Below are 23,422 nucleotides of genomic sequence, written 5' to 3' on the forward strand. Positions count from 1 at the left end.
CGGGCCAGCGATGAGCTCGGCCGTGAGGTGGCGGATTCAGGCTACGTCAGTGCAGGAAAAGACAGGTTGGGCGGGCCGAGGCGGGGTGTCCCCCTCGGCCCTGAGACTGCGGGTGCGGTTCACCTGCAGTATGTGCTCAGGTTGGCAAAGTTTCAGCGCGCCAGCCAGTCGTCCAGCAGAGGCAGGGTCAGCTCCCCCACATGGCGCTCGAGCAGCTTCCCTTCGGCGTCGAACAGCAGTGTCGTGGGTAGCCCGGGAGATTGACTCGCGGCCAGCAGTTGCTGGCGCGGGTCGAGCAGGGGGTAGCGAAAGTCCAGGCCGGCCTCGTCCAGGTAGCGCGCGACCTGAACCAGCGGCTCGCCCTGATTGGCCACGACCACGGTGACGTCGTCGCGTTGGTCGATGTCGGCCAGCAACGGCATCTCGCGCCGGCAAGGCGGGCACCAGGTGGCCCATAGATTGATGATCAGCGGCTTGCCGGTGGGGCCGCCTGCCAGCGAGGCCAGTTCGATGGGGGCGCCATCGACGTCTTCCAGGGTCAGCTCTGGCACGCGTTGCGGCGCCGGACTTGCCGACAGCGGCGCCCAGCTGACCAGCGCCAGCCAGGCAAGCGAGGCGACCAGCGTCAGACCCAGGGCACCGAGCAGGGCGCCAAGGCGATCACGCAGTGACCACAGGGTCCACAGGGCGGCGGCGACCAGCCCCCAGACCCCGCTGTAGCCGGGTAGCCACAGCTTGATGATATCCAGCCAGTTGTCCTGATAGGCGGCCCAGTGCGGCAGCACGTGCCCGAGCCGAGCGCCGACCAGCCAAGCCAGCATCAGGCCGTTGAACCAGCGACCGTGGCGGCGGCGGGGCAGGCCCAGCAGGAAGGCGCTGGCGGCCAGCAGCAACAGGGTGACGACGAGGGCGTAGAGACGCGGCAGGCTCACTAGCACCGGTCCGATGGCGATGGCATCCATGGATGGGGCGAACTCCATTGGGGAAACGCGAAAGCACGAAAATGCGCAGGCGAGCAGGTACACTTGGTGGGCTCGATCCGGCAAGGCTACTGCGCCCGATGCGCGCTGTCATCCCGAGCCGCCTGCCGGGCCATCGGTTTTCGAGCCATCTCTCTGATTCAGGATCTGTGATGTCACCACCCAAGGCCTTCGACCCCCTGCGCGCCCTGGCCATCGGCAGCCAGGCCCTCGGCTTCGTGATGATCTTTGTGCTCGGCACCACCCTGGACCACCCGCGCCCGTGGCAGGGGCTCACCTTGGGGCTGATGCTGGTGGTGGCGCTGGTAGTAGCGATCGTCCGGCGCTACCGCAACAACCGCCTGCAGAAGTTCCGTGACGAACGGCGCCAGCGGCTGTTGGGTGATGACGAGGGTGACGAAGAAGCGGGAGACGGCGAGGGTCGCGATTGATCAACGGCGTCAGGCCCGGACCTCTCGGGTCGATGAGGCGCAGCGGGCCGGATCGATGGCGGTAAGCCTCAGCCAGTGCCCCTCCGGCATCCGGCACAGCACCACCCGAAAGGCGCACTGACGCGAGGTGCTGTTGTCTCCCTCCCAGCTCTGTACAAAGCCGCACTCGTGTCCGCAGTCTTCCAGGCGTCGACGCAGCGCAGGAAAGCTGGCGGCGTCGACCTCGAGATTCAGTGTTCTCGGCGGCGTCGGGGTGTGGCTCGCCAGCAACATCAGCACCTGGGTGTTCTCGCCGCCTCCCAATTCAAGGGTCACCCCAGTGTCGCTGGCGACCAGCACCCGAAGGCCCAGTGTCGTCTCGAAGAACCGACGCATTCCCGCTAGGTCGCTGACCTCCAGGGCGCCCGGCTCCAGACTGAGATGCTGCATGACATGCCTCCGTGGGATCATGTGTCGGATTCAGTCTGGCGCCGAAGCCGCCGGTTTTCCCTTCAAGCCTGTTTATGGCCTTTATCGCCTGGCGCTATGGGCGTGGCGATTGGCCGCTTGCTGGTGCCTCCTTGCAAGACTTTTCAGGGCGTCTTGTCCATCTTCCTTTTCGTACAGATGGACGACGTCTTCGTCCATAGGTCGCCCTGCCTGAGTATGACGAATCGGCGGCAATGACGTGACCGCTGCATGACAGTCGCCCCCAACTCCTTGTTTTTTCTACCTCTGGCGAGGTAGTGCCGGTGCGCTTGCTCCGTGTGCAGGGAAATTTGTCATCTCAATGACATTGTCTAGACAACTGGCCTTCATCTTTGATGTCCAGACTGGCGCCATTCCTAGAGGAGAGGCGTCATGTCCATTCCCACCATCATCGTCGAGCGGCTCAACAAGAACTTCGGCCATAGCCGAGTGCTCGAGGATGTCAGTTTCGAGATCACCCCGGGGGAGATCGTTGCGCTGATCGGCCCGTCCGGCTCCGGCAAGTCCACCCTGATGCGTCATCTGGTCGGACTGACCTGCTGCAACCGTGATCGCGGTGGCCGAGTCAGCCTGCTGGGGCGCGAGATCCAGGCCAGCGGTCGCCTGCGCCGGGCCAGCCGTGGCCAGCGTTGCCGGGTCGGCTACATCTTCCAGCAGTTCAACCTGGTCAATCGCCTCAGCGTGCTGACCAATGTGCTGATCGGCCAGCTCGGGCGCATGCCGCGGGCGCGGGCGCTGCTCGGTCGCTTCAGCGACGAGGAACGCCAACGGGCCCTTCAGTGCCTGGCTCGGGTCGGCCTCGAGGGCATGGCCTACCAGCGTGCCAACACCCTTTCCGGCGGTCAGCAGCAGCGGGTGGCCATCGCCCGGGTGCTGATGCAGGACGCCGACGTCATCCTCGCCGACGAGCCCATCGCCTCGCTGGACCCGCGCAGCGCCCGGGAGGTGATGGAGATCCTCGAGCGGATTCACGCCGAGGATGGCCGCACCGTGGTCATCACCCTGCATCAGGTCGATATCGCCCGGCGCTACTGCCACCGGGCCATCGCGCTCAAGGATGGGCGCCTGTACTTCGACGGCAAGACCTCCGAGCTGACCGACGCACGCCTCAAGACCCTGTACGAGAACGCCGGCCTCGACGAGCTGCGTGCCGGCAGTCAACCCGACCTGCCGTCACCGCTGCGTGAGCCGAGCTACACCCAGGCCCAGACGGCTGTGTCGGCGCAGGTCGTCCATAGCTGAGCCACCACATCCTGCGACACCTGTTCCCACAACGACCGATAACCTTCAGGAGAATCCCATGTCTCTCGCATCCTTTCGTCGCCTGTCGCTGCCATTGATCGCCGGTATTGGCCTTGCCGCCAGTGCCCAGCTGGCCGCCGCCGAGACCGAGACCCTCAAGTTCGGCATCATCTCCACCGAGGCCAGCCAGAATCTGGCGCCGCTGTGGGACCCGTTCCTGGCCGATATGTCCGAGCAGATCGGCATGGAGGTCGAGCCCTTCTTCGCCACCGACTACGCCGCGGTGATCCAGGCCATGCGCTTTGATCAGATCGACCTGGCCTGGTACGGCAACAAGTCGGCCATGGAAGCCGTCGATCGTGCCGACGGCGAGATCTTCGCCCAGACCGTGGCGGCCAACGGAGCCCCGGGCTACTGGAGTCTGATGATCACCCACCAGGACAGCGACATCGAAAGCGTCGATGACGTCCTGGCCAACGCCTCCGAGCTGGTGTTCGGCAACGGCGATCCCAACTCCACCTCCGGCTATCTGGTGCCGGGCTACTACGTCTTCGCCAAGAACGGTGTCGACGCCTCGTCAGCCTTCAAGCGCACCCTGAACTCCAGCCACGAGACCAACGCCCTGGCGGTGGCCAATCAGCAGGTCGACGTGGCCACCTTCAATACCGAAGGCATGGAGCGTCTGGAAGTGACCGCGCCGGACAAGGCCGAGCAGCTGCGGGTGATCTGGAAGTCGCCGCTGATCCCGTCCGACCCGCTGGTGTGGCGCGGCGACCTGGACGACGCCACCAAGGAAAAGCTGCGTGAGTTCTTCCTGAACTACGGCGATGACGCCGAAGAGCAGCAGATTCTCGAGCCGCTGCAGTGGTCTGGCTTCGATGCCTCCGACAACGACCAGCTGTTGCCGATCCGTCAGCTGGCGCTGTTCAAGGAGCGCTCCGAGGTGGCCAAGGACGAAAGCCTGGACGAAGGCGATCGCGAGGCCCGACTGGCCGAGATCGACAGCCAGCTCGACGATCTCGATGCGCGCATGAAGGACGTGCAGGCCGCCGAGGCGATGCCCGAGGATGCCGCCACCAACGCCGGCTGATGTGACGCCAGGCCGCGCCGGGACGAAGGCCCGGCGCGGCCTGGACCGCTCACGCTGTCACCGCTTTCTCAAGTTCCCCCAGGAAAACGCATGACCACCCAGACACAACTTTCCGGCATCAGCCTGCCGCCCAAGCGTAGCTGGACCACCCTGGCGCTGTGGGGCGTCGGCCTGGCGGTGCTGGCCTGGTCCTGGCAGGGCGTCGAGATGCGCCCGAGCCTGCTGGTGACCAACGCCGACAATATGGCGACCCTGGCCGGCGACTTCTTTCCCCCGGCCTTCGGCAACCTCGTCCACTACATCGAGCAGATGCTGGTGACCATCCAGATCGCCATCTGGGGCACCCTGCTGGCCATCCTGGTCGCCATTCCTGCGAGCCTTCTGTGCTCCGAGAATCTGGTGCCCTGGTGGGTCTACCAGCCGGTGCGCCGACTGATGGACGCCACCCGTGCCATCAACGAGCTGGTATTCGCCATGCTGTTCGTGGTGGCGGTGGGGCTTGGGCCTTTCGCCGGAACCCTGGCGCTGTTCATCCACACCACCGGGGTGCTGGCCAAGCTGTTTTCCGAAGCGGTGGAAGCCGCCGAGGCCGGGCCCATGGAAGGCATTCGGGTCACCGGAGCAGGGCGCATCGAGGAGATCGTGTTCGGTCTGATTCCCCAGGTGCTGCCGCTGTGGATCTCGGTGAGCCTGTATCGCTTCGAGTCCAACATCCGCTCGGCCACGGTGCTCGGCATGGTCGGTGGCGGCGGTATCGGGGTGGCGCTGTGGGAGACCATGCGCGGATTCCAGTACGCCGAGACGGCCACCATCATGCTGGTGATCATCATCGCCGTGACGGCGCTGGACATGGCCTCGCAGTTCGTACGCAAGCGCTTCATCTAGGCTGACACAGCAGAGCCGAGTAAGCAGACCAGAACGGCTGGTCTGCCGGTGGCTTCGGCCACCACCCGATACCTTCTTTTTTGGAGCGAAGATGTCTAGACAAGTGACCGAGGCAGGCAGCCCGCCGCGCTATCGCCAGTTGGCCGATGTCCTCTCGCGCGAAGTCCGGGCGCAGTACTCTCCCGGCGATCTGCTGCCCAGCGAAGCGGCGCTGTCCAGGCGCTTCGGCGTCAACCGCCACACCGTACGCCGGGCGCTGGACGAACTGGTGGCCGCCGGCATGGTGACCCGTCACCAGGGCCGTGGCACCCAGGTGGTGGACCGCCGCCTGGACTATGCGGTCAACGCCGCCAGCAAGGTCACCCACAACCTGGCGGAACTGGGCCTGGCCACCGAGACCTGCTGCCTGACCCAGGGCCTGGCGGTGCCGCCGGAGGCCATCGCCCAGCGCTTTGCGCGTGGGCCGGGCGAGAGCCTTCTGTGTGTCGACACCATGCGCCACGTCGACCGGGCCCCGCTGTTGCGGCTGCGCCACTGGTTCGACCCCGAACGGGTGCCGGGCTGGCTGGATCGCTATCGCGGTGGTTCGACCCGGGCGCTGCTGGACCAGCACTACGGGCTGCGCCTGAGGCGCTCCCGGGTGCGCCTGGAAGCGGTCCAGGCCGACGCCGACGACAGCCGCATGCTGCAGTGCGCCCGCCTGGCGCCGCTGGTGGTGCTGACCAGTGACAACGTCGACGCCGATGGTCGTCTGGTGGAGATCTCCGTCAGTCGGGCACGGGCCGATCGGCTGGCCTATCACTTCGACTTTCCCGCGGACGAGCGTCCGCAGTCCCACGACGACGAGGGCTTCTCATGACACCGACCATGACCCCGACGCAACGTCATCGCCTGCTCGCGTTGACTCCTTTCGACCGTCTTGCGCAAGGCTGGCAGTCCCTGGGCATCCAGGCGAGCCACCGTTGCGTGCGTGGCCCCGAGACCGGCATGGCGATGGTCCGTGGCCGCATGGGCGGCAGTGGATCGGCCTTCAACCTGGGCGAGATGACCCTGACCCGGGCCAGCGTCGCCCTCGATGACGGCACCCTTGGCCATGGCTGGGTGCGTGGTCGCGACAAGGCCCACGCCGAGCTGATCGCCCTGGTCGACGCCTGCGCTCACCACGACCACTGGGCCAGGCGTATCGACAGCGAACTGATGGCACCGCTCGAGCAGGCACTCGATGAGCAGTGCAACCAGGCCTCGCAGACCGCCGCCGCCACCCGCGTCGACTTCTTCACCATGGTAAGGGGCGAATGAACATGACTCAGCAGACCTCCGAGGCCGTCCGGCCCCACGACTGGCCGGGACTCGCCGATCCCGTTCACGACAGCCAGCGGCTGTTTCGTCAGCTGCTCGGCGCCATGTCCGAGCCCGGCACCCTGACCGAGCTTGTCTTGCCGGAGCTGCCGACCGGCGCGGCGATCTCGCCCGCCGCCTGGGGTGCGCTGCTGGCGCTGTGCGACCTCGATACCCGGGTGTGGGTGGACCAGGGGCTTGCGCGCGCCAACCTCGCCGCCGCCCTGGCCTTCCACACCGGGGCGCGACTGACCGACGACCCGGCCCAGGCCGATTTCGCCCTGGTGACCCCTGACACCCTGTCCCGCGAGGACGGCTTCGCGCTGGGCTCGGACGCCTGGCCCGATCGCAGCACCACCCTGATCGTGATGGTCGAGGCGCTGGCGCAGGGCGATGACTGGTGGCTGTCCGGCCCCGGGGTACCCGGTGAGCGCGGCCTTGCGCTGGGTAACGCCGAGCGCGCGCTGCCGTTGATGCGTGTGCTCGCCGCCAATCGTGCCCACTTCCCCCGGGGACTGGACGCCTTTATCAGCAGCGAGATGCGACTCACTGCCATCGCCCGCAGCACCCGCCTGGCCGGACCTGGATTGGCCGCCACCGATGACGCCGAACATCAAGAGGAGACCGCCTGATGTATGTCGCCGTGAAAGGAGGCGAGAAGGCCATCGCCAACGCCCATCGCTGGATGGCCGATCGTCGTCGTGGAGCGCGCGACCAGCGCGAACTCGAGGTGTCCCAGGTCCAGCAGCAGCTGGGGCTGGCGGTGGACCGGGTGATGGCCGAGGCCTCGCTGTACGATCCCGAGCTCGCCGCCCTGGCGCTCAAGCAGGCCAGCGGCGACACCGTCGAGGCGGTGTTTCTGCTGCGCGCCTATCGCACGACCTTGCCGAGGCTGGCCGAGACGCTGCCGGTGGATACCGGCGCCATGCGCATCGAGCGTCGCATCAGCGCCACCTTCAAGGACGTGCCCGGCGGCCAGGTGCTGGGCCCGACCTACGACTACACCCACCGGCTGCTCGACTTCATGCTGCTGGCCGGCGTGGAGGTCGAGACCGATACACCAGCGCCGCAGGGTGCCGAGGAAGGTCTCGAGGCCTGCCCCCAGATCCTTGACTGTCTCAACCATGAAGGCCTGATCGAGCGGGAAGAGGACGACGGCAGCGAGCCCTACGACATCACCCGCGATCCCCCCGACTTTCCGGTGGATCGCGCCACCCGGCTGCAGATGCTGGCGCGTGGCGACGAGGGCTACCTGCTGGCGCTGGGCTATTCGACCCAACGGGGCTACGGGCGCAACCACCCCTTCGCCGGCGAGATTCGCCAGGGTGCGGTGGAGGTCGAGATCGAGGTCGAGGGCTTCGACGGGCCGGTGTGCGTCGGCGAGATCGCCATGAGCGAGTGCCAGATGATCAACCAGTTCGCCGGCAGCGGTGACACCGCCCCCCAGTTCACCCGGGGCTACGGCCTGGCCTTCGGCCGCAACGAGCGCAAGACCATGGCCATGGCGCTGGTCGACCGCGCCCTGCGCGCCGAGGAGCTTGGCGAGCCGATCCAGAGCCCGGCCCAGCAGGCCGAGTTCGTGCTGGCCCACGCCGACAGCGTCGAGGCCTCGGGCTTTGTCTCGCACCTGAAGCTGCCGCACTACGTCGACTTCCAGTCGGAGCTTGAGCTGATTCGCCGCCTGCGTCGAGAGCACGCCGAGCGTACCGCCGCCACGGCCGAGGCCGTGTCCGACACCCAAGCCGCCAGCGCACGTCCTGCACCAGGCGATGGCGACAAGGCCGATCCCGAAAAGACCCAGGCCAAGAACGTCCAGGAGAACGTCCGATGAACACCGCCATCGACAGCGGCTACAACTTCGCCTACCTGGACGAGCAGACCAAGCGCATGATCCGTCGCGCCCTGCTCAAGGCGGTGGCGATCCCCGGCTACCAGGTGCCCTTCGGCGGGCGCGAGATGCCGATGCCCTACGGCTGGGGCACCGGCGGCATGCAGTTGACCGCCAGCGTGCTGGGCGCCGACGACACCCTCAAGGTGATCGACCAGGGCGCCGACGACACCACCAACGCGGTCAGCATCCGCGCCTTCTTCGAGCGCGTCGCCGGGGTCGAGACCACCACCGCCACGGCACAGGCCAGCGTGATCCAGACCCGTCACCGGATTCCCGAGAAGACCCTGCGCGCCGACCAGATCCTGATCTTCCAGGTGCCGATCCCCGAGCCGCTGCGCTTTATCGAGCCCAGCGAGGAGGAGACCCGGGTCATGCACGCCCTCGAGGAGTACGGGGTGATGCACGTCAAGCTCTACGAGGACATCGCCCACCACGGCCATATCGCCACCACCTACGCCTACCCGGTGAAGGTCGACGGACGCTACGTGATGGACCCCTCGCCGATTCCCAAGTTCGACAACCCCAAGCTGCATATGAGCGAGGCGCTGATGCTGTTCGGCGCCGGCCGCGAGAAGCGCCTCTACGCGATTCCGCCACACACCCGGGTGGAGAGCCTCGACTTCGAGGATCACCCCTTCGAGATCCAGGCCTGGGACGAGCCCTGCGCCATCTGCGGGGCCACCGACAGCTACCTGGACGAGGTCATCATCGATGATCAGGGCGCACGCATGTTCGTGTGCTCGGATACCGACTACTGCAACTCCCGCAGCGAGGAGAAGGCATGAAGCGCCCACAGCTTGAACGTCCCGCCCTGCTCGAGGCCCGCGCCATCCAGCGCCTGTACGGCCCCGGCAAGGGCTGCGAGGAGATCGACTTCACCCTGCACCAGGGCGAGGTGCTGGGCATCGTCGGCGAGTCCGGCTCGGGCAAGTCGACCCTGTTGCGGGTGCTCTCCGGGCTCGAGGCGCCGGATCGCGGTCAGGTGGTCTATCACGCCGGGGAGGCCGGCTCGGTCGGCGGCTCCCCCGGCAAGGACGAAGCGCTCGATCTCTATGCCATCAGCGAGGCACGCCGCCGCGCCCTGCTGCGCATGGAGTGGGGCCTGGTCCACCAGAACCCCCGGGATGGCCTGCGCCTGGGCGTCTCCGCCGGGGCCAACGTCGGCGAGCGGCTGATGGCGCTGGGCCAGCGTCACTATGGCGAACTGCGCGCCGCCGGCCAGGACTGGATGGGCCGGGTCGAGCTCGACCCGGCGCGCATCGACGACGCCCCCCAGACCTTTTCCGGCGGCATGCAGCAGCGCCTGCAGATCGCCCGCACCCTGGTGACCCAGCCGAGGCTAGTGTTCATGGACGAGCCCACCGGCGGCCTCGACGTCTCGGTCCAGGCGCGCCTTCTGGACATGCTGCGCACCCTGACCCGGGAGCTCGGCCTGTCGGTGATCCTGGTCACCCACGACCTGGCGGTGGCCAGGCTGCTGGCCCACCGCCTGATGGTGATGCGCCGGGGCAGGGTGGTGGAGGCCGGGCTGACCGATCAGATCCTCGACGATCCACAGCATCCCTACACCCAGCTGCTGGTGTCCTCGGTGCTGACGCCATGAATTCGCTTTCTCAGGAGTCCAAGATGACGTCCCCCTTTCTTACCGCCCGGCGGCTCGACAAGACCTTCGTGCTGCACGCCCAGGGCGGCCAGGCGCTGCCGGTGATGCGCGGTCTCGATCTGTCCCTGTCGCCGGGCAAGTGCCTGGTGCTGGCCGGGCGCAGCGGCATCGGCAAGAGCACCCTGTTGAAGATGGTCAACGGCAACTACCGGGTCAGCGGCGGGCAGCTGACGCTGCACTTCGAGGATGGCGAACTCGAGCTGTCGGCGCTGCCGGCCCACGCCTGGCACCTGCTGCGGCGCGACGTGATCGGCTACGTCAGCCAGTTTCTGCGGGTGGTGCCCCGGGTCTCGGCCCGGGAGGTGGTGATGGAGCCGCTGCTGGCTCGGGGCTGTGACGTGTCCGAGGCCCGCGCCCGTGCCGAGGCCCTGCTGGCGCGGCTCAACCTGCCCGAGCGACTGTGGGAGCTGGCGCCGGGCACCTTCTCCGGCGGTGAGCAGCAGCGGGTCAATATCGCCCGTGGCTTTATCGCCGAGCACCCGCTGTTGCTGCTCGACGAGCCCACGGCGTCGCTGGACGCCGCCAACCGCGAGGTGGTGGTGCAGTTGATCGAGGAGGCCAAGGCCCGTGGCACCGCCATGCTCGGCATCTTCCACGACGAGGAGGTGCGCGAGCGGGTCGCCGATCGCCTGCTTGAGCTGGAAGGGCATATGCTGCTTGGTGGCACCGACGCTGACCGCACCGCGTCAGACCATACCTCATTTCGTCAGACCGACTCCGGGGAGTCCCTTTCATGAACCAGGATCAGATTCTGACCAACGCCAGGCTGGTGCTCGACGACGAGGTGGTGCACGGCAGCCTGGTGATCAAGGACGGCGTGATCAAGGCGCTGGAACGTGGCCCGGTGTCGCTCCCGGGGGTGACCGACTGCCAGGGCGATATCCTGATGCCCGGCATGATCGAGCTGCACACCGACAATATGGAAAAGTACTTCCAGCCAAGGCCCAAGGTGTCCTGGCCGGGCCGCCAGGCGGCGCTGGCCCACGACGCCCAGATGGCCGCCAGCGGCATCACCACGGTGTTCGACGCGGTGTCGATCGGTGACGTCGACGAGCAGAGCATGCGCCACGGGGCCCTCGACGAGATGGTCTCCTCGCTGGCTGATATCAACGACAACGGCATGGCCCGGGTCGACCACCGTCTGCACCTGCGCTGCGAGGTGTGCCACCCGGATACCCTGGCGCGTTTCAAGAGCTTCATGGACTCGCCGCTGCTGGGGCTGGTGTCGCTGATGGATCACTCGCCGGGCCAGCGCCAGTTCGCCAGCCTCGACGCCTACCGGGTCTACTACCAGGGCAAGTACGGCCTGGACGATGCCAGCCTCGAGGCCTTTATCGAGAAGCAGCTGGCCAACAGCGCCGCCTATTCCAGCGCCCACCGTCGCGCCATCGCCGAGCTGTGCAGCGAGCGCGGCCTGGCCCTGGCCAGCCACGACGACGCCACCGTCGCCCACGTGGCGGAAAGCCTCGAGTACGGCACCCGGGTAGCGGAGTTTCCCACCACCCGGGAGGCCGCCGAGGCCTCCCATCGTCACGGCATGGCGGTGATGATGGGCGCCCCCAATGTGGTCCGCGGCGGCTCCCACTCCGGCAATATCGCCGCGGCCGAGCTGGTGCGCCTGGGCGTGCTCGACATCCTGTCCTCCGACTACTACCCGGCGGCGCTGCTCGACGCGGTATTCCGTATCGCCGCCATGGAGGACGGCTACGACCTGCCTCGCGCGGTGGCCACGGCCTCGCGTAGGCCGGCCGAGGCCGTGGGCCTGGACGATCGCGGACGCATCGCTCAGGGGCTGCGCGCCGACCTGGTGCGGGTGCGCGAGGTCGATGGCCATCCGCTGGTCCAGCGCGTGTGGTGCGCGGGCAGGCAGGTGCACTGATGCTGGTCTACCTGATCGGCGCCAGCGGCGTGGGCAAGGACAGCCTGCTCGACGCCGTGCGAAAGCGGCGCCCGGACCTGCTGGTGGCGCACCGCTACATCACCCGGCCAAGCGGCGTCGGCGAGGACTCGGTGGCGCTGTCGCCGGCCGAGTTCGATGCCCGGCGGGCACGCGGCCTGTTCTGCCTTGACTGGGTCGCCCACGGGCTTCACTACGGCGTCGGCATCGAGGTGGAGGCCTGGCTCGCGGCGGGGGTCACGGTGCTGCTCAACGGCAGTCGTCGCGAGCTGGCGGCCGCCCGTGCGCGCTTCGGCGAGCGCCTCAAACCGGTGGTGGTGACCGCCCCGCCCGAGGTGCTGCGTGAGCGGCTCGCCAGGCGCGGGCGCGAGAGCGACGATCAGATCGAGGCGCGCCTTGCGCGCCACGCCGAGGTGGAGGCCGAACTCGAGCGCTGCCATCCGGCGCTGGATCGCGTCGACAACGGTGGCAGCCTGGACGAGAGCGTCCGGGCGCTGGAGGCGATCATCGCCTCCCGCCTCTGACGGAGCCGGCGTCGAGTCTGTCGGCGCCGGCCTTGTGTCGATCGTCGACTACAGCGGCAGTGCGTACCACCTCATCAGCGCAAGCGGCTTGTGCCTCTTGCTTCAGCTCGGAGACTTCCATGGAGTTTCGCTTCAACGGCACCGGAGACAGCGCCCAGGTGCCTCGCTTCGGCTGCGACTGTCGCGCCTGCACTCGGGCCAGGGTGTTCACCAGCCATCAGCGTGGCCCCTGCTGCGCCGAGCTGAGCGTGGACGGCCGGCGCTACCTGCTCGACGCCGGGCGCATGGACCTGGCCCATAGCTGCGAGCTGGAGCGTCCCGCCGCCTTCTTCGTCACCCACTACCACGCCGACCATGTGCAGGGGCTGTTTCACCTGCGCTGGGGGACCGGCACGTCGATCCCGGTCTACGGTCCCAAGGATCCCAGCGGCTGCGCCGATCTCTATCGCAACAGCGGCATCCTCGACTTCCAGCCGGGGCTCAAGCCGTTCAAGCCGCTGGACTTCGATGGGCTGACGGTGACCCCGGTGCCGCTCAATCACAGCAAGCCGACCCTCGGTTACTGCCTGGATGATGGCGGCACCCGCCTGGCCTACCTGACCGACACCCAGGGTCTGCCCGGCGCCACCGAGCGTTTTCTGCGCCAGTGGGACGCCGACGTCGTCGTGCTCGACGCCTGCCACCCGGCCAGCCAGCTCGAGACGCGCAACCACAACAGCATCACTCAGGCGCTGGAGATCATCACCCGACTCGACCCGCCCCGGGCCTATCTCACCCACATCAGCCATGAACTGGACGCCGAGCGCCTGGACCAGCCGACCCCCTTGCCGCCCAAGGTGCGCATCGCCCGGGACGGCGAGACGCTGGAGGACTGGGATCGCCTGGACGCCGTCTGCTAGGGCTTGCATGAAAAGTGTCTGCGCTCGGTAATACGGCGTTAAAAATCGGATCAACGTGCTCATTTACACCTCGTAAACTGCGCTGTCTCACCGATTTTTGCCTTGTCTAACCATCGCTCGCCGGCTGTTCGTACTAAGCCCAGGCAAGGCGCTGCTCCAGTTGCGGCCTTGGCTTCCTTCATGCTGACTTATCTGCGAGAGCCCCCCTGATCATGTCCGATATCCCCACGCCGTCTGTGTCTGACGGCTCCTTATCTTGTGAATCGCCCAGTGGCTCGCCCAGTGGCTCATCCAGAGACTCATCCAGCGCGCTGGACCAGCCGACGTCCCCGCGTCTGTCCGAGCGGCCCAACGTCGCCGCCGACGCTCGCCTGCACCACAGTGAGCTTGGGCGCTTCACCGAGGTCGGCAGTCGCTGCGTGTTCAACCATGTCAGTCTCGGCGACTACAGCTATATCGAGCGTGACGGCGACGTCATGTTCGCTACCATCGGCAAGTTCACCTCCATCGCCGCCAGCGTGCGCATCAATCCGAGCAACCACCCCTGGTGGCGGCCGACCCTGCATCACTTCAGCTATCGCCCCGGCAAGTTCGGTTTCAGCGACGAGGCCCTCGACGGCGAGGTATTCGCCTGGCGCGAGGCCGATCGGGTGGTCATCGGCCACGACGTCTGGATCGGCCACGGCGCCATCGTGCTGCCCGGCGTGACCATCGGTCACGGCGCCATCGTCGGCGCCGGCAGCGTGGTGACCAGAGACGTGCCGGCCTACCACATCGTGGTGGGCAACCCCGCCCGGGTGCTCAGGCCACGCTTCGATGATCCCGCCATCGCCGAACGGCTCGAACGACTGGCCTGGTGGGACTGGTCGGACGAGCGTATCAAGGCCCATCTGAAGGGCTTTCAAGGCAACGTCGAGGACTTTCTGGCCGAGGCGGAGCGGGGGACATCCAGTTAGGGACAAGAGGGGCTGGCGGTGTGGGGGAGGCTTCATGACCCCTAGTCGGTTGGACATTGACGTTATAGGGCGCCGACATACGCCAGCGACTTTGCTGAATTGAAACGATTGATGACGCTTTGATGGCAGCGTTGTGAATCGCCGCCTAGCTTTCCTGAATCGTCGGGGGGAGCGCTCGAGCAGTGGCCAGGGCTCGCAGATTCTCTCCGGCTCTGTCGGCGACCGACCCTGCTCAGGAGTGCCCCTTTTGATCCACCGCCTCTTTTCCCCAGTGCAGCGCCCCCCGACCCTGACGGAGGCGCTGGTATCGCTGATCGCCCTGGTGGTCGGCATCGGCGTGTCCATCGTCGTCTACGGCCTCGATCCGCAGATTCCCATGTTGCTGGGGGTGATCGTGGCAAGCCTGGTGGCGTTGCGCTGCGGCTACCGCTGGGACGATATCCAGGAAGGCATGGTGCGAGGTATCCACAACGCCCTGCCGGCGCTGATCATCCTGATGGTGGTGGGGGTGCTGATCGGGGTGTGGATTCAGGCCGGGGTGGTGCCGACGCTGATCTCCTATGGCCTCAAGCTGCTGTCGCCGACGATCTTCCTGCCGGCGGCGGTGGTCATCTGCGCCATCTCATCGCTGGCGACCGGGTCGAGCTGGGGCACCTCCGGCACCCTGGGGGTGGCGCTGATGGGGATCGGCGGTTCGCTGGGGATTCCACTGCCGCTGGTGGCCGGGGCGGTGCTGTCCGGGGCCTACTTCGGCGACAAGATGTCGCCTCTGTCGGATACCACCAACCTGGCGCCGGCCATGGCCGGTACCGACCTGTTCACCCATATCAAGCATATGTCCTACACCACCGGGGTCAGCATTGGCCTGACCCTGGTGATCGAGATGGCGCTGAGTCTTTACTACTCGGGCACGTCCGGCGGGCTCGAGCGGGTCGAGGTGATGCAGCAGACCCTGGCGGCGCACTATGTCATCAACCCGGTGCTGCTGCTGCCGCCCTTGCTGGTGCTGTTCGTGTCCTACAAGCGTCTGCCGGCGATACCCGGCATCACCCTGGGGGTCATCGCCGGTGGACTCTGTGCACTGGGCATGCAGGGGGCCGACTACGCTGAACTGATGCAGGTGGCCTTTGGTGGCGTGACCTCCGATACCGGTGTCGAGGCGGTGGACAGCCTGCTTAGCCGCGGCGGCCTGAACTCGATGTTCTACACCATCAGTCTGGTCATCGTGGCGATGATGTTCGGCGGGGTCATGGAGCGCACCCAGCAGCTCAGGACCATCGCCGAGACCATTCTGAAGGCGGCAAGGACCCGGGGCTCGCTGATCCTGTCCACGGTGCTGACGTCGATCGGCGCCAATGTGGTGCTGTGCGATCAGTACATGGCCATCGTCATGGGCGCACGCACCTACGCCGAGGCCTACCGAGAGCGGGGACTGGCGCCGGAGAACCTGTCCCGGGCGGTGGAGGATTCGGCCACCGTCACCGCCAATCTGGTGCCCTGGAACTCCGGCGGCGCCTACCAGGCGGCGACGCTGGGGGTCGCGACGATTGCCTATCTGCCGTTCAACTTCTTCTGCTGGCTGTCGCCGCTGGTCACCGTGCTCTACGGCTACACCGGCTGGACGATCAAGCCGTTGGCAGCACCCGAGGATGACGCCACGCCAGCGGTACCAGGCGCCAAGGATTGAAGACAGCGCCAAGGGGGCGGTGGCGCGGCCGCCCGGCGAGAGGGGAGGCGGGACGGGTTTATCCAGTGACCGCCTCCATTGCCGCCGGCACATCAAGGATCAGTGGCTGATCATCCAGGGGCGCGCAGACGGAAAGGTCTTGTGACCGTCGGCGGTGTAGAACAGCCTGGGCTTGTCGCGCGGTCGATGCCGGCAGCCGCCGTCCTGCTCGCTTGCGTGGTTGCCGTGGCGTGGCTCATGGGCCGCGCGTTCATTTCTGTCCATGGCCTGACGACGCTCCGGCGCCATGTCGAGCAGCCCCGGTGACACCAGCAACACCCTTGGTGCCAGGTCGCCGCACTCTGGGCAGGGCTGGGTATCGCCGCTGGCATCCATCGCGACCAGTTCATGAAACAGACCGTGCGCAGGGCACTTGTAGTCGTAGACGGGCATCTGTCAGCTCCTCCTCAATGGTCCTTGTCCGATGTCTGGTCCGTGGCCTTGTCGGGCGCCAGCGGCAGGTCTTTGCCGTCGACCTGCTTGGTCGGGCCATCGGCACCGGGCTTGATGTCGAAGTCGAAGATATCGGTGGGTAGCCAGAGCGTGGCGCAGGCGTTGGGCACGTCCACCACGCCGCTGATGTGACCCTGGGCCGGCGCGCAGCCGAGCAGCGAATAGGCCTGGGAGCGGCTGTAGCCGAACTTGGTCAGGTATTCGATTGCGTTGAGGCAGGCCTGACGGTAGGCGATGTGAACGTCGAGGTAGTGCTGCTTGCCCTGCTCGTCGACGGAGATTCCCTCGAAGATCAGGTAGTCGTCGTAGCGCGGAGCGATCTTCGACGGCTTGAAGATGGGGTTCTTGATGCCGTACTTGGCCATGCCGTCCTTGATCAGCTTGACCCTCAGGTGGATCCAGCCGGCCATCTCAATGGCGCCGCAGAAGGTGATTTCTCCATCACCCTGGCTGAAGTGCAGGTCGCCCACCGACAGACCCGCATCCTTGACGTAGACCGGGAAGTACACCGTCGAGCCGCGAGACAGGTCCTTGATATCGCAGTTGCCGCCGTGCTCGCGTGGCGGCACCGTGCGGGCACCCTCGGCGGCGGCGCGGTCGCGGGCATCACCGTTTAGCTTTCCCATATGGGCGGTGTCGGCGTAGGGCAGGTTGACCAGGCCCGGCACACGGTCAGGGTCGCTGTCGTAGAGCGTCTTTTCGCGTCGGTTCCACTCCTCGAGCAGGGGCCGGGACGGCAGGGTGCCGATCAGGCCGGGATGGATGAGTCCGGCGAACTCGACGCCAGGAATGTGGCGAGAAGAGGTCATCATCCCGTTGAAGTCCCAGATCGACTTCTGGGCCTGGGGGAAGTGCTCGGTCAGGAAGCCGCCGCCGTTCTGCTTGGAGAAGAAGCCGTTGAAGCCCCACTGGCTGTCGCCAAAGGCACCGATGTCGAGGATGTCGACCACCAGCAGGTCGCCGGGCTCGGCCCCTTCGACGCCCACCGGACCCGACAGAAAGTGCACTTGGGAAAGGTCCACGTCGCGCACGTCCTCGGCGCTGTCGTCGTTGTGGATCTGCCCTCCGGTCCAGTCGTGACACTCGATGATGAAGTCGTCGCCAGGCTTGACCATGGCGGCCATGGGGATGTCCGGATGCCAGCGGTTGTGCACCTGGGCGTTGTCGTAGGGGGATTGGTGCAGATCGATCTTGATAAGAGTATCGGCCATGATGCGCGTGCTCCCGTGAAGACGATAAACGAGTGACCCCGTGGTCGACCCGTTGCTTCACTATCGGAAACATTTGCTCGACTCACCATGAGGTGGGCCAGGTGATGCCTAGATTGTCAGACCGTGTGCCAAGACACCTGACGCAAGAAGCGAAAAAAAGCGCCACCGGCGGTGAACCGCAGGTGGCGCCTTTGGTCAGGTCTGATCGACGATCAGCCCGTCAAGAGATCAGTGATGGCAGCGTCGGTCTGCCGGTCTACTGATCCCACTTCGGTGCGAAATCGGGGCTGGCGACCCGCTCGCCCCGGTCCAGCTTGGCGATGGCGTCCATGTCCTCCTGGGACAGCTCGAGCTTCAGCGCCTCGAGATTGCTCTTGAGGTTCTGCTCCTTGGTCGAGGAGGGGAAGGTCGGGATACCGAGCTGGTTGAGCCAGGCGATGGCGACTTGGGCCGGATTGGCGCCATGCTTCTCGGCGATGGCCTTGAGCGTCTCGTCCTCGAGCACCTTGCCCACGGCCAGCGGCATGAAGGCGGTGGGGATGATGCCGTGGCGTTCGCAGTGGGCGATCAGTTCACGGTTCTGCAGGAAGGGGTGGACCTCGATCTGGTTGGTCAGGATCTCGCCCTTGCCGAGGATATCCACCGCCTGATCGATGTACGCCTTGGTGAAGTTGGACACCCCAATGTGGCGCGCCTTACCGGCGTCCTTCACTTCCTTGAGGGCGGTCAGGTAGTCGCGCATGGGGACTTCATCGTCCGGCGACGGCCAGTGAATCAGCAGTAGGTCGACGTAGCCGGTGCCCAGCTTGGACAGGCTCTCCTCGACGCTTGCCTTGAGTGATACCGGATCCAGACGATCCCACCACACCTTGGTGGTCAGGAAGATCTCGTTGCGGGGGACCGAACTCGCCTCGATGGCGGAGCCGACCTCGGCTTCGTTGCCGTAGAACTGGGCGGTATCGATATGCCGATAGCCAAGCTTCAGCGCGGTGGTGACCGCGTGACGCAGGGTGTCGCCCGTCAGGCGAAAGGTACCGAGACCGGGGTTGGGGATAGGCTGAGACATCTTGGCTCCATTGTCGTGGCGAGGCCCGCACAGCGGGACCCTGGATTCCTTTGTCACCGGCAGGCCGGTGTTTTGCCGATACGTGCTTCGATGTGTCGCTAATGACATGCGGGGAGACCCTTGCGACTTCAAGGGTTCGTCACAAAAATTTAGCAGGCGAAGCAATGATGCGACAGCCACGAGGCTCTCCTGTTCGCTCGGTGGCTGTCGCGGGACGCGGGTCGCGGACTTCAGGCGCTGGCCAGGCGAGCGGCGCGACGCTGATCGAGCCTGCCGGACAGCCGGGTCAGCACCAGCGCCGCCAGCACGATGATGGCGCCGATCCAGGCGGTGTCGGTCAGCGCGAGGTGCGTGACCACCTGGCCTCCGACCACCGAGCCCAGCGCGATGCCGATATTGAAGGCAGCGATATTGAGCCCTGAGGCCACGTCCACCGCTTCGGGCACATAGCGTTCGGCCAGCTTGACCACGTAGACCTGCAGCCCCGGCACGTTACCGAAGGCGAAGGCGCCCCACACCAGGATCGTCAGCACTGCCGCAATCGGGTGGACGGCGCTGGCGCTGAGCACCAGCAGGATGGCGACGAGTCCGGCAAAGATCAGGGTCAGGGCGGGGATGGGGCCGAGACGGTCGGCCAGCCTGCCGCCATAAAGGTTACCGATGGCCACCGAGGCGCCGTAGACCAGCATGATCAGGCTGACCATGGACGGCGCGAAGCCGGTGGTCTGCTCGAGGATCGGGGCGAGGAAGGTGAAGGCGGTGAAGGTGCCGCCGTAGCCCAGGATGGTGATGGCGTAGACCAGCAGCAGTCGCGGATGTGTCAGTACCTTGAGTTGCTGACCCAGCGTCGCCGGAGCCGAGCGCTTGAGGTTGCCAGGAATCAGCAGGGCGCTGCCGATCAGGGCGAGCAGGCCGAGCGCCGAGACCACCAGGAAGGTCGCGCGCCAGCCGAAGGTCTGGCCGATCCAGGTGCCCAGCGGCACGCCGGTGACCAGCGCCACGGTCAGGCCGGTGAACATGATGGCGATGGCGCTGGCTTCCTTGTCCTTGGCGACCAGGCTGGTGGCAATGGTGGAGCCGATCGAGAAGAACACGCCGTGGGCGAGGCCGGTCAGTATGCGGGCGGTGATCAGCGAACCATACCCGGGGGCCTGCCAGGCCAGTAGATTGCCGGCGATGAACAGCATCATCAGGCCGAGCAGGACCCACTTGCGATTGAAACGGCCGGTCAGGGCGGTCAGTACCGGCGCCCCTACCGCGACACCGGCAGCGTAGAGGCTGACCAGCAGTCCCGCAGAGGGCAGGCTGACGCCCAGGTCCTGGGCGATGGTGGGCACCAGTCCGACGATGACGAACTCGGTGGTACCGATGGCGAAGGCGCTGAGGGTCAGCGCAAATAACGCGATGGGCATCTGTTTCTCCTGTAGAGATGGCGTCGTCTCGGGAGACGACTTGACGACGCGGAGTCTGGGGGAGGAGACTTTTGCGATAAACGCGTCCAATCGAGAAACACCTTTGTCGCTATCGAGACAATTGCGCGCTAAACAGAAACGAACTGAACAGCGCCGAACCGAACAGGAACCGCAACGATGAAGACCCGCTCAGAAGATCTGGAACTGCTGCTGGCGGTGGTCGATAGCGGCGGCTTCAGCGCCGCTGCGTCGCGCCTGGACGTCCCGGTGGCGCGGGTCTCCCGGGCGGTGCAGCGCCTGGAACAGCGCCTCGAGGTGCCGCTGTTGAACCGCACCACGCGAAGCGTCGCCCTGACCGATGAAGGCTGTCGCTTTATCGAGCAGGTGCGTGTCGGGCTCGAGCGCTTGATCGCCGCCGAAGAGTCGCTGGCGCTGGGACGCGGCGAGCCCCGCGGGCGCCTGCGGGTGGATGCCGCCAGCCCCTTCGTGCTGCACCAGCTGGTACCTCTGGTGGGAGAATTCCGTCGTCGCTATCCCGGTATCGAGCTGGAGCTCTCCGCCAGCGACGGCATCATCAATCTGCTAGAGCAGCGTGCCGACGTGGCCATTCGCATCGGTGCCCTGGCGGACTCCACCCTGCATGCCCGGTTGCTGGGGCGCTCGCGACTGTATCTGGTGGCGAGCCCCGCCTATCTCGAGCGGGCCGGACGGCCAGCCTCGGTGGCGGAGCTGGCCGATCATCAGCTGATTGGCTTTCTCGCGCCGACAGCGCTTAATCGCTGGCCGGTGGAGGGCCTGGACGAGGAGATCACGCCCACGCTTGCGACCTCCAGTGGCGAGGTGATGCGAAACCTGTGCCTGGCCGGGGAGGGCATCGCCTGCCATTCGAACTTCATGGTGGGCGATGATATCGCCAGCGGACGCCTCGAGGTCATCCTGCCTGACGCCATGCGCCACGGCGGGCCCCGGGAACTGGTGCAGGCGGTGTACTACCGCAATACCGCCCTGTCTGCCCGCATTCAGGCGTTTCTTGATGTTATCCAGCCCAGGCTGCGGCTGTAGTGGTAGGGCCTGGGGCAGCGATCAGGATACGACCTCCCGGCGCAGACCGCGTCTGATCTCAAGGTTCAACCCTCCGGTGACGCGGATGGCCCCGCTGGCGACCATTTCTCCCTTGCGAGTTCGAGAAACGTCCCGACAGCGGGGTTCTTGTCCTGGGTGTTCCAGGCAACACATAGCTCGGCCATCGGTGGTGGCTCCATGTCCAGTGGTCTTAGCACCACGTCCTCGAACTGAATACGCGAAGCGGCCTGCGGAACCAGCGCCAATCCCAGTCCTGCCGACACCAGGGCGACCACGGTGTGCAACTGGGTCGCCGACTGCACGACGTCTGGCCTCACCCCACGGGCGTCCAAAAGATCGTGTGCCAGGCGATTGAAATAGGACGCTGCCCTGCTGTCGAAACTGATAAAGGGCACTCGATTCATGGCGCTGACGGGAATGCTGTCCCGTTCGGCTAGTGGGTGGTTGGCAGGAATGGCCACGACAATGGGCTCGACGTGAATGGTCTGTACGTCAATATCCGGGTGGTCGGCGGGGGGTCTGATCAGACCAATATTGATGTCGGATTGGCTCAGGGCAGCCAGTTGATCCCGAGACACCATTTCTCGGACGTTCAGCTCTACCGCCGGGTAGCGCCGCTTGAACGCCGCGATAAGCCGTGGCAACAGGCCAAGCACGGATGCGGAGGTAACCGCGATAGTGAGATGACCCGCCTCGCCTCGGGCGGTCAGACGTGCTTTCTGCAGAGCCGAATCGGCTTGGGAAAGTACCGCCCTGGCATGCTCTAGCAGTACTTCACCGGCCGCAGTGAGCTTGATGGGACGGTGCCCTCGAACGAACAGCGGTACGCCCACGTCTTCTTCCAACTGACGTATCTGCATGCTCAGCGGCGGCTGGGTCATGCACAGCCGCTCTGCGGCCCGACCAAAATGCAGCTCTTCTGCGACGGCGATGAAGTATCGAAAGTGTCTGAGCTCCAGCATATTGTTGCCCTTTGATACTTTCTGCGAATGATATGGTCATTAAATATATATTGTAAGTATTTTTGTGTCCCTACTACCTTTCGTTGAACCACTACGAAAGGGACGCCTGATGACTACCATTCAGCCTTCACAAGCAGAGCGCAGGGTCGTGCGGCGCGCGGACCACCAAGGCTGCTCAGAAGCCTTTATCGACTGCCGCATCCCAGGATCGATGCCAAAGTACAACTATGCCTTCATCGGCGGAGGGGTGTCGCAATCCAACAAGCAGGTGATCAATCTTCAGGAAGCTCATGGCTTCAATATAGGTGGCGCTGCCATGCCCAATGGCGTCACCAACAATCTGCACCTGCACTTCACCGCGGAAGTATTCATCTGCTTCTCCGGGGAGTGGACCTTCCGCTGGGGCGTCGATGGAAAGGAAGGCGAGTTCACCATGGGCGAGGGAGGGATTCTCTCTGTGCCCACATGGATCTACCGCGGCTTTACCAACACCGGCCCCGACGACGGTTTTCTCTTCACCTGCCTGGGGCAGAACAAGACCGGTGGTGTTATCTGGAGTCCCGATGTCATCCGACAGGCCAGAGAAACGGGATTGGCGCTTGCTGCTGCCGATTCCAAGCTGGTCGACCTGAACGCGCTTGAAGGCGAGGCGTTGCCCGAGCTGCTCGAGCCAATGCCCCAGGAAGATATTGACCAACTCAAGCGCTGGTCTCTGGAGGACATGCGCGCACGGGTGACATTGGAGGAAGACCTTGTCTGGTCCGACCGGCCGACCCTCGACTCGGTGCTGCCCGGTGGTCGGAAAAGGCTGGCCAGTGTGATCGGCCACGGCCTCACGGAAGACCGCGATCAGCAACCGCGCGTGTTCAACCCCCACGGCTTTGCCATGGCGTGGCTGGAGGCCGAGCCGGGGGAAGGGCTGCTGGCCCACCGTCACCATGACAGTCAGGTCTTTCTTGTACGCCATGGCGAGTGGGAGGTCGCCTTCAATGGCGAGGCTGATGTCACCACAAGATTGGGTGAATGGGACCTGGTGTCAGTGCCCGCCGGGGTCTGGCGCTCATTGAAGAACATCGGGACTGATTGCGGCCGAGTGCTGGTCATCACTGGCTCCGATGCCCGGACGCAACTGGAGTGGTCCCCCGAGGTTGTCGAGCAGGCAGAGGCCGCTGGCTACGCCCTGGATCCAAACGGCTACGTTGCGTCGACCAGCACCATCGCCTTGCGTGCCTGATAAGGAGTTCC

25 protein-coding genes are annotated in these 23,422 nt (G+C 65.8%); 18 read left to right on the forward strand and 7 right to left on the reverse strand.

Annotated features, from left to right (window positions below):
* Nucleotides 1-152 precede the first annotated feature (152 nt).
* Nucleotides 153-962 (reverse strand): TlpA family protein disulfide reductase, encoded by an 810-nt coding sequence (locus C6W88_RS17815; RefSeq protein ID WP_108133442.1) that lies wholly within the window; start codon nucleotides 960-962, stop codon nucleotides 153-155.
* 170 nt (nucleotides 963-1,132) lie between these two features.
* Here C6W88_RS17815 and C6W88_RS17820 point away from each other — a divergent pair, with 170 nt between their 5' ends.
* Nucleotides 1,133-1,411: a hypothetical protein gene (locus C6W88_RS17820; RefSeq protein WP_108133443.1), complete on the forward strand. Its 279-nt coding sequence runs from the start codon at nucleotides 1,133-1,135 to the stop codon at nucleotides 1,409-1,411.
* Nucleotides 1,412-1,420: 9 nt separating this feature from the next.
* Here C6W88_RS17820 and C6W88_RS17825 read toward each other — a convergent pair whose 3' ends face one another.
* The gene (locus C6W88_RS17825) at nucleotides 1,421-1,840 is read right to left on the reverse strand and encodes a VOC family protein (protein WP_045994223.1); all 420 of its coding nucleotides are present in this window, start codon (nucleotides 1,838-1,840) and stop codon (nucleotides 1,421-1,423) included.
* Nucleotides 1,841-2,251: 411 nt separating this feature from the next.
* On the opposite strand from C6W88_RS17825, the gene phnC reads away from it, so the two are divergent.
* From phnC to nhaC, 15 genes are all read left to right on the forward strand, one after another.
* Nucleotides 2,252-3,121, forward strand: coding sequence for a phosphonate ABC transporter ATP-binding protein (phnC, locus tag C6W88_RS17830; RefSeq protein WP_108133444.1), 870 nt, complete (start codon nucleotides 2,252-2,254; stop codon nucleotides 3,119-3,121).
* A 58-nt stretch (nucleotides 3,122-3,179) separates the two neighbouring features.
* Nucleotides 3,180-4,211 (forward strand): phosphonate ABC transporter substrate-binding protein, encoded by a 1,032-nt coding sequence (phnD, locus tag C6W88_RS17835; protein ID WP_108133445.1) that lies wholly within the window; start codon nucleotides 3,180-3,182, stop codon nucleotides 4,209-4,211.
* A gap of 90 nt (nucleotides 4,212-4,301) precedes the next feature.
* Nucleotides 4,302-5,096, forward strand: a complete 795-nt coding sequence (phnE, locus tag C6W88_RS17840; protein ID WP_108133446.1) for a phosphonate ABC transporter, permease protein PhnE — start codon at nucleotides 4,302-4,304, stop codon at nucleotides 5,094-5,096.
* Between the two features lie 91 nt (nucleotides 5,097-5,187).
* Nucleotides 5,188-5,955 carry a phosphonate metabolism transcriptional regulator PhnF gene (gene phnF, locus C6W88_RS17845; protein ID WP_083970561.1) on the forward strand — a complete coding sequence of 256 codons (768 nt, stop codon included), beginning with the start codon at nucleotides 5,188-5,190 and terminating at the stop codon, nucleotides 5,953-5,955.
* Nucleotides 5,952-6,395 (forward strand): phosphonate C-P lyase system protein PhnG, encoded by a 444-nt coding sequence (gene phnG / locus C6W88_RS17850; protein WP_231498693.1) that lies wholly within the window; start codon nucleotides 5,952-5,954, stop codon nucleotides 6,393-6,395. Before phnF ends, phnG begins: the two co-directional genes overlap by 4 nt.
* Before the next feature lie 2 nt (nucleotides 6,396-6,397).
* On the forward strand, nucleotides 6,398-7,066 hold the full coding sequence (phnH, locus tag C6W88_RS17855; RefSeq protein ID WP_108133544.1) for a phosphonate C-P lyase system protein PhnH: 669 nt from the start codon (nucleotides 6,398-6,400) through the stop codon (nucleotides 7,064-7,066).
* Nucleotides 7,066-8,265, forward strand: coding sequence for a carbon-phosphorus lyase complex subunit (locus C6W88_RS17860; protein ID WP_108133447.1), 1,200 nt, complete (start codon nucleotides 7,066-7,068; stop codon nucleotides 8,263-8,265). The genes phnH and C6W88_RS17860 overlap by 1 nt, the downstream gene beginning before the upstream one ends.
* The gene (locus tag C6W88_RS17865; protein ID WP_108133448.1) at nucleotides 8,262-9,110 is read left to right on the forward strand and encodes an alpha-D-ribose 1-methylphosphonate 5-phosphate C-P-lyase PhnJ; all 849 of its coding nucleotides are present in this window, start codon (nucleotides 8,262-8,264) and stop codon (nucleotides 9,108-9,110) included. The genes C6W88_RS17860 and C6W88_RS17865 overlap by 4 nt, the downstream gene beginning before the upstream one ends.
* Nucleotides 9,107-9,928 carry a phosphonate C-P lyase system protein PhnK gene (phnK, locus tag C6W88_RS17870; RefSeq protein WP_045994228.1) on the forward strand — a complete coding sequence of 274 codons (822 nt, stop codon included), beginning with the start codon at nucleotides 9,107-9,109 and terminating at the stop codon, nucleotides 9,926-9,928. Before C6W88_RS17865 ends, phnK begins: the two co-directional genes overlap by 4 nt.
* Before the next feature lie 23 nt (nucleotides 9,929-9,951).
* Complete coding sequence (gene phnL / locus C6W88_RS17875) at nucleotides 9,952-10,725, forward strand: phosphonate C-P lyase system protein PhnL (RefSeq protein ID WP_108133449.1); 774 nt, start codon at nucleotides 9,952-9,954, stop codon at nucleotides 10,723-10,725.
* Nucleotides 10,722-11,867, forward strand: a complete 1,146-nt coding sequence (locus tag C6W88_RS17880; RefSeq protein ID WP_108133450.1) for an alpha-D-ribose 1-methylphosphonate 5-triphosphate diphosphatase — start codon at nucleotides 10,722-10,724, stop codon at nucleotides 11,865-11,867. The genes phnL and C6W88_RS17880 overlap by 4 nt, the downstream gene beginning before the upstream one ends.
* Complete coding sequence (gene phnN / locus C6W88_RS17885; RefSeq protein WP_108133451.1) at nucleotides 11,867-12,409, forward strand: phosphonate metabolism protein/1,5-bisphosphokinase (PRPP-forming) PhnN; 543 nt, start codon at nucleotides 11,867-11,869, stop codon at nucleotides 12,407-12,409. The genes C6W88_RS17880 and phnN overlap by 1 nt, the downstream gene beginning before the upstream one ends.
* Before the next feature lie 119 nt (nucleotides 12,410-12,528).
* Entirely contained in the window at nucleotides 12,529-13,308 is a 780-nt protein-coding gene (gene phnP, locus C6W88_RS17890) for a phosphonate metabolism protein PhnP (RefSeq protein WP_108133452.1), read from the forward strand.
* Nucleotides 13,309-13,520: 212 nt separating this feature from the next.
* A complete protein-coding gene (locus tag C6W88_RS17895) occupies nucleotides 13,521-14,264 on the forward strand; it encodes a DapH/DapD/GlmU-related protein (protein WP_108133453.1) in 744 nt (247 codons plus the stop codon).
* 247 nt (nucleotides 14,265-14,511) lie between these two features.
* On the forward strand, nucleotides 14,512-15,951 hold the full coding sequence (gene nhaC, locus C6W88_RS17900; protein WP_197037143.1) for a Na+/H+ antiporter NhaC: 1,440 nt from the start codon (nucleotides 14,512-14,514) through the stop codon (nucleotides 15,949-15,951).
* Between the two features lie 99 nt (nucleotides 15,952-16,050).
* Here the strand turns inward: nhaC and C6W88_RS17905 are convergent, their stop codons facing one another.
* The 4 genes from C6W88_RS17905 to C6W88_RS17920 form a co-directional block, all read right to left on the reverse strand.
* Nucleotides 16,051-16,383 (reverse strand): zinc ribbon domain-containing protein, encoded by a 333-nt coding sequence (locus C6W88_RS17905; protein WP_045993676.1) that lies wholly within the window; start codon nucleotides 16,381-16,383, stop codon nucleotides 16,051-16,053.
* 14 nt (nucleotides 16,384-16,397) lie between these two features.
* Nucleotides 16,398-17,654 (reverse strand): formamidase, encoded by a 1,257-nt coding sequence (gene fmdA, locus C6W88_RS17910; RefSeq protein WP_108133454.1) that lies wholly within the window; start codon nucleotides 17,652-17,654, stop codon nucleotides 16,398-16,400.
* A 256-nt stretch (nucleotides 17,655-17,910) separates the two neighbouring features.
* Nucleotides 17,911-18,720: a 2,5-didehydrogluconate reductase DkgB gene (gene dkgB / locus C6W88_RS17915; RefSeq protein ID WP_108133455.1), complete on the reverse strand. Its 810-nt coding sequence runs from the start codon at nucleotides 18,718-18,720 to the stop codon at nucleotides 17,911-17,913.
* Between the two features lie 230 nt (nucleotides 18,721-18,950).
* Nucleotides 18,951-20,132 carry an MFS transporter gene (locus C6W88_RS17920; RefSeq protein WP_108133456.1) on the reverse strand — a complete coding sequence of 394 codons (1,182 nt, stop codon included), beginning with the start codon at nucleotides 20,130-20,132 and terminating at the stop codon, nucleotides 18,951-18,953.
* A gap of 177 nt (nucleotides 20,133-20,309) precedes the next feature.
* Between C6W88_RS17920 and C6W88_RS17925 the strand changes: the two genes are divergently transcribed.
* Nucleotides 20,310-21,194: a LysR family transcriptional regulator gene (locus C6W88_RS17925; RefSeq protein WP_045993670.1), complete on the forward strand. Its 885-nt coding sequence runs from the start codon at nucleotides 20,310-20,312 to the stop codon at nucleotides 21,192-21,194.
* A 65-nt stretch (nucleotides 21,195-21,259) separates the two neighbouring features.
* Here the strand turns inward: C6W88_RS17925 and C6W88_RS17930 are convergent, their stop codons facing one another.
* Nucleotides 21,260-22,177 carry a LysR substrate-binding domain-containing protein gene (locus C6W88_RS17930; RefSeq protein WP_108133457.1) on the reverse strand — a complete coding sequence of 306 codons (918 nt, stop codon included), beginning with the start codon at nucleotides 22,175-22,177 and terminating at the stop codon, nucleotides 21,260-21,262.
* A gap of 109 nt (nucleotides 22,178-22,286) precedes the next feature.
* Here C6W88_RS17930 and C6W88_RS17935 point away from each other — a divergent pair, with 109 nt between their 5' ends.
* On the forward strand, nucleotides 22,287-23,411 hold the full coding sequence (locus tag C6W88_RS17935; RefSeq protein ID WP_108133458.1) for a cupin domain-containing protein: 1,125 nt from the start codon (nucleotides 22,287-22,289) through the stop codon (nucleotides 23,409-23,411).
* The last annotated feature ends 11 nt before the right edge of the window (nucleotides 23,412-23,422 follow it).

The sequence above is a fragment of the Halomonas litopenaei genome (assembly GCF_003045775.1).
GTDB classification, from domain to species: domain Bacteria; phylum Pseudomonadota; class Gammaproteobacteria; order Pseudomonadales; family Halomonadaceae; genus Halomonas; species Halomonas litopenaei.